This is a genomic window from Bradyrhizobium sp. USDA 4541, from assembly GCF_024171085.1.
GTDB classification, from domain to species: domain Bacteria; phylum Pseudomonadota; class Alphaproteobacteria; order Rhizobiales; family Xanthobacteraceae; genus Bradyrhizobium; species Bradyrhizobium australafricanum.
Genome location: NZ_JALJZF010000001.1, coordinates 3,465,582 through 3,479,050, shown reverse-complemented (window position 1 = coordinate 3,479,050; position 13,469 = coordinate 3,465,582). Strand labels below are relative to the sequence as shown.

Genomic DNA, 13,469 nt, shown 5'->3' with positions numbered 1-13,469 from the left:
CTATCCGGCCTGCGGGCGCGCGCCGGACCACGCGCGCTTCAGCAGGTCGCGGATGCCGCTCTCCTCGATCGGCCTCGGATTCCAGTAAGGATTTTTGGTGGCGAGCGCGGCCGCCTTTGCGATGCCGTCCTCGGGCATGCCGATCTCGGCGAGCGAGCGCGGCGCGCCGAGCCTTGCCGACAGATCGAACAGGCCATCGGCGGCGCTGGCCGCCCCAAGCGCGTTCGCGGCACGGCCGATCGCCTCGCGTGCGGCCGGCGTGTTGTAGGCGATGGTATGCGGCAGCAGCACCGCATGGGTCTCGGCATGCGGCAGGTCGAACAGCGCGCCGACGGTGTGGCAGAGCTTGTGATGCAGCGCCATGCCGACGGTGCCGAGACAGACGGCGCACAGCCAGGCACCATAGAGCGCGTCCGCGCGTGCCTCGAGATCGCGCGGACGCGCGATCACGTTGGGCAGCGACGAGGCAAGCTTCGCAATCGCCTCTTCCGCCATCAGCCAGGTGATCGGGTTGCCGTCCCGCGCGTACAGCGCCTCGGCCGCGTGCGCGATCGCGTTGAGGCCGGAGATCGCGGAGAATTTTGCCGGCATCGAGATCGTCAGGTTGACGTCGTAGATCACGGTCTCGGGCAGGATCTTGGGCGATGATTGCGTGGTCTTGACGCCGTCGACGGTCTCGCCGAGCACCGGCGTCATCTCGGAGCCGGCATAACTGGTCGGCACGATCAGTTGCGGCAGGTCAGTGCGCAGCGCAATCGCCTTGCTGAGGCCGGCCGCGGCGCCGGCGCCGATCGCAACCACGCCGTCCGGCTTGAGCTCGCGGACGATCTCCATCGCACATTCGGTCACCGCGACCGGCGTGTGCACCACTGCACCGTCGAACAATCCGGCCACACGGCCGCCGGTCAGGTCAGCGAGATCGCCGAGCTCGGCCTGCTGCCGCCGGCTCGCCAGCACCAGCGCGCGATTGATGCCGAGCCGGTCGAGCTCGTCCGCCAGCTGCGCGACGGTGCCGACCCCAAACACGACCCGCATCGGGCTGACCTGGTAGGTGAACGGCTGCGTCATGGCGATTTCCGAAGCGTTGGTCAGCCGCGGCGCCAGTCGCGCGGCGTGCAGCCGAAGCGGTGCCTGAAGCGCCGCGTGAAATGCGACAGGTCGGAGAAGCCCCAGTCGAACGCGATGTCGCCGATCGCGCGCCCGGCGACCGCGGGATCCCTCAGATCGCGCGCGGCGCCGTCGAGACGGCGGTCCATCACATGGCTGGCGAATGTCGTGCCGGCGCGCTCGAACAGTTTGTGGACATAGCGCTCGCTGATGCCGATCGCAGCCGCAATGGCGGCAACGCCGAGGCCGGGCTCGCGCAGCCTGCGGTCCACGGCACGGCGCAGCGCAAGCCAGGTCGCGTCGGCAAGGCTTGCGCTCTCCCCGACACCTGCGCGACCACTGCGCGACAGGCTGAGCGCGACCAGATCGAGCAGCACGCCGAACAGCCGTGCGTTGTCCGCGTCCGAAGCACGGAGCGCGGATGTGTTCAGGACCTGCGCCGTCTCGGTGATGAGATGGCCAACGAAGGGATCATCCGAAACCCGCGCCGGCGCGACCTCGGGCGCCGACGGCAGCCGTTCATCGAGCGCCCCGGCCGGCACCCAGAACGAGGCGACCTGCAGCGCCGGGCCGCGGTCGTGCAGCAGCGCGAAGCGCTGGCCGCTGTCGAAGATTCCGACCTGCCCCGGCGACAGGCTGATCTCGCGTCCCGCCTGCTGGATCCGGCAGCGGCCGGCAAGCTTCAGATTGAGGTAGTAGCAGCGCCGGCTGGACGCGGCGATGTCGGCAGCGGAGCGCCGCACGACATGCTCCGGGAAGCTGACCCGGTTGACCGCGCCATCGCCGAGCCCAACGGTCTCGACGCGGGCGAGGAAGCCCGGCGTCGCCGGCGGCTCCGGCGTCAGGTTCATGAAGGCCTGGCAGATCGCCTCGCGGTAGTACGCGAACTGCTCGCCGGGCCTCGTGTCCGCGGTATTCCAGCTCAGCCTGCGCGAGCGATCCGCGGCGGCGATTTGCTGCATCAGTTCACTCCGAGCCCAGTCCGGTTCGCTCACAGCCAAGCGCGTTCCGCGGGTCCAGGTCAATATCCAGGTCAATATCCATCAGGAAGCGGATGAAACTTGCGCGTATCCCGGGCGGTCCGGACGCGGCAATCCAGACAGGGAGGTACAACATGTCGACCTATGTTCTCGTCCATGGCGCCTGGCATACCGGCGCCGAGTTTGAGCCGGTTGCGGCCGCCATCCGCAAGGCCGGCCATGCCGTCCACACCCCGACCATCAGGGGCAACCGGCCCGGCGACCGGAAGGATTCCGGCCTCGCCGAGGCGATCCAGTCGATCGTGGATTATCTCGCCGAGCATGACCTCAAGGACATCGTCCTGGTCGGCCACAGCTATGGCGGCATGGTCATCACCGGCGTTGCCGACGCCGCCGCGAACCGCATCCGCCGCCTCGTCTACTGGAACGCCTTTGTCCCGAACAATGGCGAATGCCTCAACGACATGGTGCCGCCGCACTATCGCGGCCTGTTCGACGCCATTCATGCCGAGCGGGGCGACGGCTCGGTGGTGCTGCCGTTCCCGATCTGGCGCGAGGCCTTCATCAACGACGCCGATCTCGATACGGCGCAGCGCACCTATGACAAGCTCAACCCGCACCCGTTGAAGACCTTCCAGGACAAGATCGCGCTGCGCACCAATCCGGCCGAGATGCCGATCGCAAAGTCCTACGTGAACTGCACGGAGGACACCGCGATGCCGCACAGCCTGCCCTGGCATCCACGGTTGTCGGAGAAGCTCGGACTGTTCCGCCTGGTCCAGGTGCCGGGCAGCCACGAGCTGTGCTTCTCCAACCCCGAGCGGCTGGCGCAGGCCTTCCTCGACGCCGGCCGCGATTAGCGGCCTCCGTTTCACCTCGCCCCGCGTGCGGGGAGAGGTCGGAACGCATCATTAGATGCGTTCCGGGTGAGGGGGAGTCTCCACAAACGCAGCTATCACCGCAGATGCGGGGACGGCCCCTCACCCCAACCCTCTCCCCGTAAGAACGCAGGGGTGTCCGGGGAAATTCAGGCATAGCGGAGCTCCATCTGGTCAGGTGAGATGGTTGATTTCCGACGGCTGGGGTTGATGGGCGGAGGTTTGTCGATGGCAGCGAGGGATCGACGCGTGAGCAGGAGCTGGCCGACGAGTTCGGCGAACCTGAGCGGGAGCATTTTGATGCAGTTGGTGTGAGCGGCGATGCGCAGCAGCAGGTAGGCAATCATCGCAGCGAGCACCTGAAGGCGGATCGCGTTGTCGTTGACGCCGAGGAACTTGCGAATATCGAGATGCTGCTTGATCCAGCGGAACAGCAGCTCGATTTGCCATCGGCTCTTGTAGAGGGCGGCGATCTCGACGGCGCTACGGGCAAGGTCGTTGGTCAGGAGTGTGATCTTGCCGCCTTTCTCGCGTCTGATCTTGATGCGGCGGAGCGGGATTGGAAGGCGCGAATCGCCCTTGCTGGTGAGCTTCACCTCGTCATCGGCAAGGATTTCGAAGCCATCCCCGTTACGCTTGCGGATGGCGCGATGCCTGAGCGAGCGAAGACGGATGCTCGTCTTCGCCCGGGTAACGAAGAAAGCCTTGCTATCATTGATCTTCTGCCACCAGTCGAAACGGCAATAGCCCTTGTCAAACACATAGGTGGTGGCGGGCTGGATTGGGGTCTGTCGGCCGATCTCGATGTCATTGACGTTCGCGGCCGTCATCTCGACGCAGGTCGGGACATCGCTCCTTGGGTCGTAGACGACATGCAGCTTCATGCCGCGGATGCGGCCGTTCCACGTCGCCCAACTGCAGACCTTGCCGAGCGGGATCGGACTGGCGTCGATCAGACGCACCATCTCCATGCCTTCACTCCGCAGCTGGCGACGCGCCATCGCCGACAGCGCCGCAAAGGTTTGCGCGAAAATGCCGATCGGACGGCGGGCATTGGCATCGGACAACGTCGAGCGCGACAGCTTGCCGGTTCCCAAGTGATAGTGATGCTGCGAATTGGCGTTGAAGCCAGTCACCACCCCGCGCAGACTGCTGTTGCCGCTAAGCTGGGCATAGATCAGCGCCACCAGATGATCCCAGCTCCTGAACGACTTGTCGTAGGCATCCCCGTCCAGACGATCCACAACCGTCTGAAACTGCCGTCGATTGATCGGTTCAAGCAGCCTTCCAAAAATGCTACCGCGATATCGCATGCTCGGCCCTCTGTGTCTCGACAACCAGAAAAGACCGATTTGCCTCGGTCCTGCCGAGCATGCACCGCGACACAGTGAATCATTCCCCGGACACCCCTGCGTAAGAACGGGGAGAGGGAGCGCAGCGCCCTTGCTGCTCGCCCCAATCCCGTGATGCTCTACGCTACCGCTCTGTATGCTGGCGCAGTCGCGAGGAAGCGGGCATAGGCGTCGGCGTCCGGCGGGGTGAACTTTTCGACGAGCGGGTTGCGGCGCGACGCCTTGGTGCCGATGTCCGCCAGCAGTTCGTCGAAATGCTTGAAGTGGTACGGCGCGACGCACAGCCCGCCATAGACGCCCGCTGCCGGACGCTCGACGCGCTTGAAGTTCAGCATCATCGCGATGTTGCTATTCATCTCGGCCGCGCTCGGCTGCCGTGCCAGCTGGCCGTCGGCGTAGCGCACCAGCCAGTTCGCAGCGAGATCGGCGCACAGCACGGTGCAGAAGCTCGAATTGAAGCCGACGAAGCCCATGTCGGGCAGATCGGGATTGGCGATCAGCCGGTAGAGCCGGTACTGCCCGTCGGGCTCGACCAGCTTGCTCTGATACTCCTCGGGCAGGAACGGCACGCCGAGCTTGTAGCCGATCGCGAGCACCGCGACGTCGGCCGCGACGCGCTGGCCGCCGCTCATCACGATGGTCTTGCCGTCGTAATGGTCGAAGGTACCGCGCACCGCCTTGATCCGGCCGTCGGCGACCATCGGATAGAAGCCGGGGGTTGCGATCGGCACCGAGCAGTTGACGCCATCCTCGATCCGCTCCTTCGGCACCATGCCGCATTGCTTCAGCTTGAGCTGCATCTTCAGCATGCTTTCGAGCCCGCGCCAGTTCGCCCACACGAACGGCTTTGCCACGACATGCGCAAGGCGCGCCATCGGCCCGATGCCCCAGCTGGCAAACATCTGCTCCTGCGCGCGGATGTAGAGGATGCGCTTGAAGTTGACGAGGCCGCCGACGAAATAGGGAATCCGCCAGACCGGCTCGCGAAACACGATGGTGACTTCGCTGGCGCCGGAATTGACCGCATTCACCGCGATGTCGGTCGCCGATTTGGAGCCGCCGAGCACCACCACCTTGCGGCCCTTGGCAAGCGTTGGATCGCCGTATTGCGATGAATGCAGGATCTGCCCGCCCTGCGCCTTGAAGCCGTCCTCGCCGGCCAGCGGCAGGGCCTGCGGCTCGTTGAATTGCCCGGTGCAGACCGCGACGAAGTCGAAATCCTCGTGGCCGGTGGCGCCGTCGGTCGAGCGCAGCGCCAGCGTCCAGCCGGGCCTGCCGTCAGTGCGACGCGTCATGGTCTCGACCTTGGTGTCGAACCGCATCGCGCCGTCGAGCCCGTGGCTGCGGGCATAGTCGCGCAAGTAGGCATGAACCTGCGGACCCTTCGGCCATTCCGGATAGGACTCCGGCATCGCCTTGTCGGTGTAGCGATAGAGCTCCTTCGGGCTCTGGGTCTGCACGTCGGGATAGGAGCGCGCCGGCTCCCAAACGCCGCCGAGATCGCCGCTGCGCTCGATGATGGTCACCTTGTGGCCGCGACCGGCAAAGGCCTTGCCGGCGGCGAGCCCGGAAATGCCGGCGCCGATGACGCACACATGCTTCTGCTTGACCATGAAACCGCTCCGAATTGAATGAACAGGTCCAATTTCGTTAAGCGCACGCGTCCCCGTCATCGCCGGAGTCCAGCTCCGGCGATTGCCGCCTCGTGTGCGTATTGTCTGTTTGACCGCCGGGCTAGTCGTTGGCTTCCGGCGGCAGGAAGTCCACCTCGTGCTCGGCGGAGATACGCACCACTTCGGCGGGGTCCTGCAGATTGTGCAGCTTCTCGAACAGCGCCTCGAGCTTCTGCATCGGCGACACCCAGAACAGCGCCCGCGCCGGCTTGTCCGACTTGTTGAAATAGCCGTGCGGGATGCCGCGCGGCATGCGCACGAGGTCGCCGGCCTTGGCCTGCACCCAGACGCCGTCGAGCTTGAGGTCGAGCACGCCTTCCTGCACCAGGATGAACTCGTCCTGGGTCGGGTGGATGTGCACCGGCACGAACTGGCCGGGATCGCTGTTGGTTTCGAACGCGAAGGTCGAGTCGGTGACCGCCTTCGGATAGTAGATTTGGCCCAGGATATTCCAGGTCTTGCCGCCGTAGCCGGTGCCGGTTCGGGTAATGCCTTTTTCGAGCGTGCCCATGTCAGCCTCTCCAGTTTTGATGCGCAGTGCCGGCACGGAGCCTGTCGCCGGCCGGTGAGGCTGTCTAGCCGATAAACGAATCCACACCCGGCACCTTCATGCTGCAATGCGGGAGCATTGCGCCGGCCGGCTGCTGCCCAATGCCGTCGCATCGTCCTGACCGCCGATCAGGCAGATTGCACGACGAAACGGCGTTCCCCTTTGCCGCGGGATGCTCTAGGCTGCCTGATGTTTTAGACCTCAAACAACTCCGGACGGCCGGCGTGACTGCTGTTGGCAAGAAGGTTTCGGCAAGCGCAAATCCGGCAAGCGCAAGGCTCAAGGATTTCGCACGCGTCGCGACGGCGCGCGTCGATGACGCGGCGGAAGCGATCGGCCGCATCTTCTGTCCGCACGATCTGACGCCGGTCGATCATTCCGCGAGCGATTTCTCCGCGCATCACAATTGCGCCGACTTCGACGGCTTCTCCGTCAACTATGTCGCCTATGGCGGATCGGTCGCGATCAATCCCGGCTGCCTCGACCGCTTCTTCCTGCTGCAGATGCCGCTGTCCGGCTCGGCCGCGGTGCGGACCGCCGCGCGCGAGCTCACCACCGGACCACGGCACACGGCCTCGCTGCTGTCGCCGACCATTCCGACCGAGATGACCTGGCGCGGCGACTGCGCTCAGCTGATCTTGCTGCTCGACCGCAAGCTGGTCGAGCATCGCGCCGCGGCGCTTGGCGGCCTGGCGGTGAGGCCGGTCGAGTTCGATCCGGCCGTCGCGCTGAGCGGGCCACTCGGGCAGACGCTCTCGGCCAAGATCGAGCAGCTTGTCACGGCCGCCGAGCAGCTCGGGCCGCGCAAGGCTTTGTCGGCGGTCGCGGCGGCCGATTGGCGCGAGTCGTTTCTCAATGTGCTGCTCAACGAGCAGCGGCACAGCCTGAGTTCGGCGATCGATGTCTTCAACGGCCGCACCGAGGCCCAGCCGGCCGCCTTGAAACGCGTGCGCGCCTATCTGGAGAGCCGCGCGACCGAGCCGATGGACCTCGCCGAGCTCGCGGAGATCGCGGGCACCGGCATCCGCGCGCTGCAACTCGGCTTCCGCCGTCACTTCGGCACCACCGTGTCCGAGATGCTGCTCGACATCCGCCTCGCCCATCTCAACGCCCGCCTCAAGACGGCACGGCCGGGCGAGCGCATCGTCGATATTGCATTCGACCTCGGCTTTACCCATCTGAGCCGGATGGCGAGCGCCTACCGCGCCAAGTTCGGCGAGAGCCCGAAGGCGACCCTGCAGCGGCTGAGCTGAGCGGCAGTTCCGGGCGGCCCGGCCACGCCCTGCCCATCCGGCCAGTATCGCCGTCAGCCGCGACATCCCAGATTGAGGGAAGCCAACGGAGTTTCCCATGACCGAACCGAATATCCTGTCATCGCTGTCATCTGCCCTTGCGGAGACCATTGCACGCGCTGCGCCCGCCATCGTCTCCGTGCATTCGCATCGCGCGCGCGCCTCCGGCTTTGTCTGGAAGGTAGGCCTCGTCGTCACCGCCGACGAAGCGCTGGCCGACGAGGGCGAGATCGAAATCCAGTTCGCCGACGGCAGCCGCAGGCCAGCGACCGTCGTCGGACGCGACCACACCACCGACGTCGCGCTGCTGCGCGTCGAAGGCGACGTTGCCCCCGTCAAGCTCTCGACCGAGAACCCCGCGTTGGGATCGCTCGCGGTGATCGTCGCCGCCGACCGCGGCGCGCCGACCGCGCGGCTCGGCATGGTCGCACTGTCCGGCCCGGCCTGGCGCAGCCTGCGCGGCGGCGAAATCGATGCACGGATCGAGCTCGACGTCCGGCTGCGGCACAGCCAGCAGGGTGGCCTCGCGCTGAACGCCGCGGGCGAGCCGTTCGGCATGGCCGTGCTCGGCCCGCGCCGCGTGCTGACGATCCCGGCTACGACCATCGAGCGGGTCGCAGGCCAGCTCGAGAAGAGCGGCCGCATCGCGCGCGGATATCTTGGCGTCGGATTGCAGCCGGTCCGGCTCGACGATGGCCTCGGCGCGATGGTGATGAACGTCGACAAGGCCGGCCCCTCGGCCGCCGCCGGCATCCGGCAAGGCGACGTGATCATTGCCGTGAATGGCGAGAAGCTGTCCGGCGTGCGCGCGCTGTCGCGCGGCCTCGGACCGCAGAGCGTCGGCACGGTGGTCGAGCTCACCGTGCATCGCGGCGGCGAGCCGCTGAAGTTCAAGGTGACAGTCGGCGAGAGGCCCGAGACGTGAGCGGTGAGCCGGCCAACGACATCGTCATCGCGCTCGAGGTCGACGACGCCGTCCTCGCCGACCGGCTGGCGACCCTGCTCGGCAGCGTCGCCGGCCTGCGGCTCGCCGCGCCGGGCGAACAGGCCACGGCTGCGGTCGTCGCACGCAACCGCGAGGCCGCGGGCGGCGACTTCGAGCTGACGCCGCGCGAGCTCGACGTGCTGGCGCTGCTGGCGGAAGGCGCGTCCAACAAGATGATCGCACAGCGGCTCGGGATTTCCGTCCACACCGCCAAGTTTCATGTCGGCTCGCTGCTCGACAAGCTCGACGCCACCGGCCGCACCGACGCCGTCGCCCATGCCGCGCGGCGCGGGGTGATAAATTTGTGAGGGCTGGGATGACTGTTGTAGTGACGCTGAGCTGAGATTTCTCCACCCGTCGTTCCTGCGAAAGCAGGGACCCGTACGCTGCGGCGGATGTTGCAGGCAGGACTCGTCATTGTCGTCCTGGCGAAAGCCAGGACCATAACCACCGCATTTGACAGTGAACGAGATCGTGGCCCTAGCGTCGCGCAACATTGCGCACTTGGGGTAATGGGTCCTGGCCTTCGCCAGGACGACTGCGAATCTTCGTGCGCACTCGTCAGTTGCACGCAGCCACTGCACAGCGACCCCAAATCAGTGATTTGGAAAATTCCGCCCTGCGGACACCCGACTCAGTATTCGACCGGATACAGACGCCTTCACGATCTGGCTATGCAATCTTCAGCCAACAAGAAGAAACGGCATGAAGAAGCTGATCGGTCGTCATCGGGACATTCAATACACACTCACCAACATCGAACCCGACCTCTGGGCCTGGTCGTTCGACATCAACGGCAAGACCAGGCAAGGCACCACGCGCGCGCGGCTCGACCTGCTGGCGCGGCGGCGCGCGTCTGCACGCTGATCGATCGCGAATTGAAACGCGCGGAACGTACCAGGCCCAACGAGCCTGACTGATCGCTCTCCCCGGTGAGGGTCCATTGGACGGGCCGCGCCTATCAGAAATGAAAACTCCCGCAGCGCCGGCTGCGGGAGTTGTTGGCATCGGTGGCCGCGGGGAGGTCCAACCACCGATACCGACATTCGCTGACCCTGGTCAGGCTGTTTTGGCGAACATCGTCAGCACGCCATCGGCAATGTTGATAGCGACGACCTGCGACGAAGTCAGGCCCTTGGCCTTGAGCGCGGAGACCGCCTGCGGTGTCGCGTCAATCGACTTCCGAAGCGACTGGATGTCGTCTTCCTTGGTCTTTGCCATCGCATCCTCGATCTTCGATCGCATCTCGGGCTTGAGGTCCTTGATGTCGACGACCTGTATGCTCCGGATGACGGTGGACTGATCAGATGACTGCGGCGGCGCATTGGGTTGCGTGCCTTGCGCTTGCACCAAGGCGGGCGTTCCGAGGACGAGCGCGGCAACAGTGACGAATGCTGTGAGATTGCGCATGGTCGATTCCTTTTCGAGGTCAGCAAGCGATAAAACCTACGCGCGAAGTTTGGCTGACGTCTGATTTTTCCATGGCCATTCATTGGAGCCAATGCGACCGCAATGCGGGCGTCGAAGCCCGCTCAGCCGCAGCGTCGACGTCCAGCACGCGGCATCGCTCGTCGCCACGACACCCGCACGGTCCCAGTCCGTTATGACCGCCGATCTGCATGGCGGTCATATGCTTTGCATCTCCGAAGGCACGCCGATCGCTCAAGGCAGACATTCGCAGGCGCAAGGTTGCAGGCAGCCGGGGCTTTTGAGATCGTGTGTCACGCATTGCAGTCGTCCCATGACAAGGAGTTCCGGCGTGGCCATCCTCAAGGACCTCAGCATCGGATTCTACAAGATCCCGCTCCCGGTGGTGCTGAGCGACAGCACGCACGGGGAGATCAAGGCGTTCGAGCTCGTCACGATCCGCGCCCGCGATGCCGACGGCGCCGAAGGCACCGGCTACACCTACACGGTCGGCCGCAATGGCGGCGCCATCGCCGATATCCTGGGCCGCGAAATCACCGAGATCGTGCGCGGGATGGAGGCCGACGACACCGAGCAGCTTTGGCACAAGGTGTGGTGGGCGCTGCATTATGGCGGCCGCGGCGGGCCGGCGGTGCTGGCGCTGTCCGCGCTCGACATCGCGTTGTGGGACCTCAAGGCGCGGCGGGCATCGCTGCCGCTGTGGCGGCTGCTCGGCGGCTTCGACCGTCGCGTGCCCTGCTATGCCGGCGGCATCGACCTCGATCTGCCACTGGATGGTTTGCTGAAGCAGACCGACGACAATCTGGCCAAGGGCTTTCGCGCCATCAAGATGAAGGTCGGCCGGCCGAGCCTTGCGTCCGACGTGGCGCGCGTGAAGGCGATGCGCGGCCATCTCGGCGACGAGTTTCCGCTGATGGCCGACGCCAACATGAAATGGACCGTCGAAGAAGCGATCCGCGCCGCGCGCGCCCTGCAACCCTTCGACCTGACCTGGATCGAGGAGCCGACGATTCCGGACGACGTCGCGGGACACGCTCGCATCGTGCAGGCCGGCGGCGTGCCGATCGCGGCCGGCGAGAACCTGCGCAGCCTGTGGGAGTTCAAGCCGTATATCGCCGGCGGCGCGCTGTCCTATGCCGAGCCCGACGTCACCAATTGCGGCGGCGTTACCAGCTTCATGAAGATCGCCCGGCTCGCCGAGGCCTTCAATATTCCCGTCACCAGCCATGGCGCGCATGACATCACCGTGCATCTGCTGGCTGCGTGCCCGAACCGGTCGTATCTCGAGGCGCACGGCTTCGGCCTCGACCGCTATATCGAGCACCCGCTGGTTCTGGAGCAGGGCATGGCGATCGCGCCCGATCATCGCCCGGGGCACGGCATCGCCTTCGACTGGAAAGGCCTGGAGCGGCTCAGCGCCGCCTGACGCAGAAACATTTCTGCACACCAAGACGTGACATTCGGAAAAGCAGGTCTGCCGGCGCGCGCTAGGCGGCGTCGCGACAAGCTGCTAGCGTTTCGCGCTTCAGATTGCCCAAAGAGCGATGAAATCATCGCGCTTTGGGTCATTGTCTGAGCATGATCTTTTCGGAAAACCGCTTCACACTTTTCCGGATCATGCTCTAGCGTTAAGGGATCGGAGCAAATGGACAACCGTAGTGATGTTTGGCGCGGCGTCGACGCGATCAAGCCGCGTTTCATCGAATTGAGCGACCGGGTCTGGGCGATGCCCGAGGTCTGCTACACCGAGGCGCGCTCATCCGCCGAACATCTGGCCGAACTGCGCCATCAGGGTTTTCGCATCACCGAGAACGTCGCCGACATCCCGACCGCGGTGATGGGCGAATGGGGCGAAGGCGGCCCGGTGATTGCCTTCCTCGGCGAGTATGACGCCCTGCCCGGTCTCAGCCAGGAGGCCGGAATCGCCGAGCATCGCCCGGTCGAGAGCGGCGGCCACGGCCATGGCTGCGGACATAATCTGCTCGGCTCCTCCGCGCTGCTCGCCGCGACCGCGGTGAAGGACTGGCTTGCGGCCAACAAGGTGCCGGGCCGCGTGCGATATTACGGATGTCCTGCCGAGGAAGGCGGCGCGGCAAAGGCCTTCATGGTGCGCTGTGGCGCGTTCGAGGACGCCGACATCGCCATCACCTGGCATCCGCACAGCTTCTGGGAGGTGGCGGTGACGCCGTCGCTCGCCAACACCCGCGCCGATTTCATCTTCACCGGGCGCACCTCGCATGCGGCAGCCTCGCCTCATCTTGGCCGCAGCGCGCTCGATGCGGTGGAATTGATGAATGTCGGCGTCAACTACATGCGCGAGCACATGCCGAGCGACGCGCGGGTGCACTACGCGCTGCTCGACACCGGCGGCATCGCGCCCAACGTGGTGCAGGCCCATGCCCGGGTGCGCTATTCGATCCGCGCCCGCGACCTGCCCGGCATGAACGAGCTGGTCGAGCGCGTGCACAAGATCGCGCAGGGCGCGGCGCTGATGACCGAGACCAAGGTGGAGATGAAGATCATCTCCGCGGTCTCCAACATCCTGCCCAACACGCCGCTGGAACAGACGCTGCACCGGATCATGGAAGAGCTCGGCCCGCCGCATTTCGACGATGCCGACAAGGATTTCGCCGGCAGGATCCGCGCAACCCTGACCGACAAGGACATCGCCTCGGTCTATTACGCGATCGGCATGGAGCCGACCGACCGGCCGCTCGCCGACTTCCTGGTGCCGATCGACGCCAAGCGCAATCCGCTGATCGGCTCGACCGACGTCGGCGACGTCAGCTGGGTGGTGCCGACCGTGCAGGTCCATGCACCGACGGTTGCAATCGGCACGCCGTTCCACACCTGGCAGGTTGTGGCGCAGGGCAAGACGCCGGCCGCGCACAAGGCGATGGTGCAGGCCGCCAAGGCGATGGCCGGCCTCGGCGTCAAGGCGCTGATGGAGCCGGAGCTGATCGCGGCCGCCAAGGCCGACCTCAAGAAGCGGACCACAAGAACGCCCTATGTCAGTCCGCTGCCGGCGAATGTTGCACCGCCGTTGGACATGTCGATCGCCTGAGAACCGCGTGTGCGGGCCGGACCTGCTCTCCGGGATCAAGCAATCGCATATCCCCATCGTCATGGCCGGGCTTGTCCCGGCCAACCACGACTTTCTCACGCGAAAACGGAGACGTGGATGCCCGGCAGAAGGCCGGGCATGACGAGTTTGTGGACGGATC

13 protein-coding genes are annotated in these 13,469 nt (G+C 65.6%); 7 read left to right on the top strand and 6 right to left on the bottom strand.

Translation table 11 applies throughout. The annotated features are described in order from the left end of the window. Together J2R80_RS16330 and J2R80_RS16325 are read right to left on the bottom strand one after the other, a co-directional pair. Positions 1-1,068: a maleylacetate reductase gene (locus J2R80_RS16330; RefSeq protein ID WP_253638881.1), complete on the bottom strand. Its 1,068-nt coding sequence runs from the start codon at positions 1,066-1,068 to the stop codon at positions 1-3. 20 nt (positions 1,069-1,088) lie between these two features. Further along, a complete protein-coding gene (locus tag J2R80_RS16325; RefSeq protein WP_253638880.1) occupies positions 1,089-2,069 on the bottom strand; it encodes a helix-turn-helix domain-containing protein in 981 nt (326 codons plus the stop codon). 152 nt (positions 2,070-2,221) lie between these two features. Here J2R80_RS16325 and J2R80_RS16320 point away from each other — a divergent pair, with 152 nt between their 5' ends. Next, the gene (locus J2R80_RS16320; protein ID WP_253638879.1) at positions 2,222-2,947 is read left to right on the top strand and encodes an alpha/beta hydrolase; all 726 of its coding nucleotides are present in this window, start codon (positions 2,222-2,224) and stop codon (positions 2,945-2,947) included. Between the two features lie 167 nt (positions 2,948-3,114). Here J2R80_RS16320 and J2R80_RS16315 read toward each other — a convergent pair whose 3' ends face one another. From J2R80_RS16315 to J2R80_RS16305, 3 genes are all read right to left on the bottom strand, one after another. Next, positions 3,115-4,278 (bottom strand): IS4 family transposase, encoded by a 1,164-nt coding sequence (locus tag J2R80_RS16315; RefSeq protein ID WP_253637922.1) that lies wholly within the window; start codon positions 4,276-4,278, stop codon positions 3,115-3,117. Between the two features lie 158 nt (positions 4,279-4,436). Beyond that, positions 4,437-5,930 (bottom strand): NAD(P)/FAD-dependent oxidoreductase, encoded by a 1,494-nt coding sequence (locus J2R80_RS16310; protein ID WP_253638878.1) that lies wholly within the window; start codon positions 5,928-5,930, stop codon positions 4,437-4,439. A 121-nt stretch (positions 5,931-6,051) separates the two neighbouring features. After that, a complete protein-coding gene (locus J2R80_RS16305) occupies positions 6,052-6,501 on the bottom strand; it encodes a cupin domain-containing protein (protein WP_057019245.1) in 450 nt (149 codons plus the stop codon). A 263-nt stretch (positions 6,502-6,764) separates the two neighbouring features. Here J2R80_RS16305 and J2R80_RS16300 point away from each other — a divergent pair, with 263 nt between their 5' ends. The 4 genes from J2R80_RS16300 (at position 6,765) to J2R80_RS16285 (ending at position 9,684) form a co-directional block, all read left to right on the top strand. Continuing rightward, positions 6,765-7,793: an AraC family transcriptional regulator gene (locus J2R80_RS16300; protein WP_253638877.1), complete on the top strand. Its 1,029-nt coding sequence runs from the start codon at positions 6,765-6,767 to the stop codon at positions 7,791-7,793. A gap of 97 nt (positions 7,794-7,890) precedes the next feature. Continuing rightward, entirely contained in the window at positions 7,891-8,757 is an 867-nt protein-coding gene (locus J2R80_RS16295; protein ID WP_253625652.1) for a S1C family serine protease, read from the top strand. Beyond that, positions 8,754-9,125, top strand: a complete 372-nt coding sequence (locus tag J2R80_RS16290; RefSeq protein ID WP_057019243.1) for a response regulator transcription factor — start codon at positions 8,754-8,756, stop codon at positions 9,123-9,125. Before J2R80_RS16295 ends, J2R80_RS16290 begins: the two co-directional genes overlap by 4 nt. A 397-nt stretch (positions 9,126-9,522) precedes the next feature. Further along, the gene (locus tag J2R80_RS16285) at positions 9,523-9,684 is read left to right on the top strand and encodes a hypothetical protein (RefSeq protein WP_253638876.1); all 162 of its coding nucleotides are present in this window, start codon (positions 9,523-9,525) and stop codon (positions 9,682-9,684) included. Between the two features lie 192 nt (positions 9,685-9,876). Here J2R80_RS16285 and J2R80_RS16280 read toward each other — a convergent pair whose 3' ends face one another. Beyond that, positions 9,877-10,227 carry a hypothetical protein gene (locus J2R80_RS16280; RefSeq protein WP_057019241.1) on the bottom strand — a complete coding sequence of 117 codons (351 nt, stop codon included), beginning with the start codon at positions 10,225-10,227 and terminating at the stop codon, positions 9,877-9,879. Positions 10,228-10,576: 349 nt separating this feature from the next. Between J2R80_RS16280 and J2R80_RS16275 the strand changes: the two genes are divergently transcribed. Together J2R80_RS16275 and J2R80_RS16270 are read left to right on the top strand one after the other, a co-directional pair. Further along, positions 10,577-11,671, top strand: a complete 1,095-nt coding sequence (locus J2R80_RS16275) for a mandelate racemase/muconate lactonizing enzyme family protein (RefSeq protein ID WP_253638875.1) — start codon at positions 10,577-10,579, stop codon at positions 11,669-11,671. Between the two features lie 219 nt (positions 11,672-11,890). Continuing rightward, positions 11,891-13,309: a M20 family metallopeptidase gene (locus J2R80_RS16270; protein ID WP_057019239.1), complete on the top strand. Its 1,419-nt coding sequence runs from the start codon at positions 11,891-11,893 to the stop codon at positions 13,307-13,309. The last annotated feature ends 160 nt before the right edge of the window (positions 13,310-13,469 follow it).

Excerpts from the sequence above, each read along its gene's own strand:
- J2R80_RS16330 (WP_253638881.1), bottom strand. The coding sequence starts at position 1,068 with ATGACGCAGCCGTTCACCTACCAGGTCAGCCCGATGCGGGTCGTGTTT.
- J2R80_RS16280 (WP_057019241.1), bottom strand. The coding sequence starts at position 10,227 with ATGCGCAATCTCACAGCATTCGTCACTGTTGCCGCGCTCGTCCTCGGA.
- J2R80_RS16285 (WP_253638876.1), top strand. The coding sequence starts at position 9,523 with ATGAAGAAGCTGATCGGTCGTCATCGGGACATTCAATACACACTCACC.
- J2R80_RS16310 (WP_253638878.1), bottom strand. The coding sequence starts at position 5,930 with ATGGTCAAGCAGAAGCATGTGTGCGTCATCGGCGCCGGCATTTCCGGG.
- J2R80_RS16270 (WP_057019239.1), top strand. The coding sequence starts at position 11,891 with ATGGACAACCGTAGTGATGTTTGGCGCGGCGTCGACGCGATCAAGCCG.
- J2R80_RS16315 (WP_253637922.1), bottom strand. The coding sequence starts at position 4,278 with ATGCGATATCGCGGTAGCATTTTTGGAAGGCTGCTTGAACCGATCAAT.
- J2R80_RS16305 (WP_057019245.1), bottom strand. The coding sequence starts at position 6,501 with ATGGGCACGCTCGAAAAAGGCATTACCCGAACCGGCACCGGCTACGGC.
- J2R80_RS16325 (WP_253638880.1), bottom strand. The coding sequence starts at position 2,069 with ATGCAGCAAATCGCCGCCGCGGATCGCTCGCGCAGGCTGAGCTGGAAT.
- J2R80_RS16320 (WP_253638879.1), top strand. The coding sequence starts at position 2,222 with ATGTCGACCTATGTTCTCGTCCATGGCGCCTGGCATACCGGCGCCGAG.
- J2R80_RS16295 (WP_253625652.1), top strand. The coding sequence starts at position 7,891 with ATGACCGAACCGAATATCCTGTCATCGCTGTCATCTGCCCTTGCGGAG.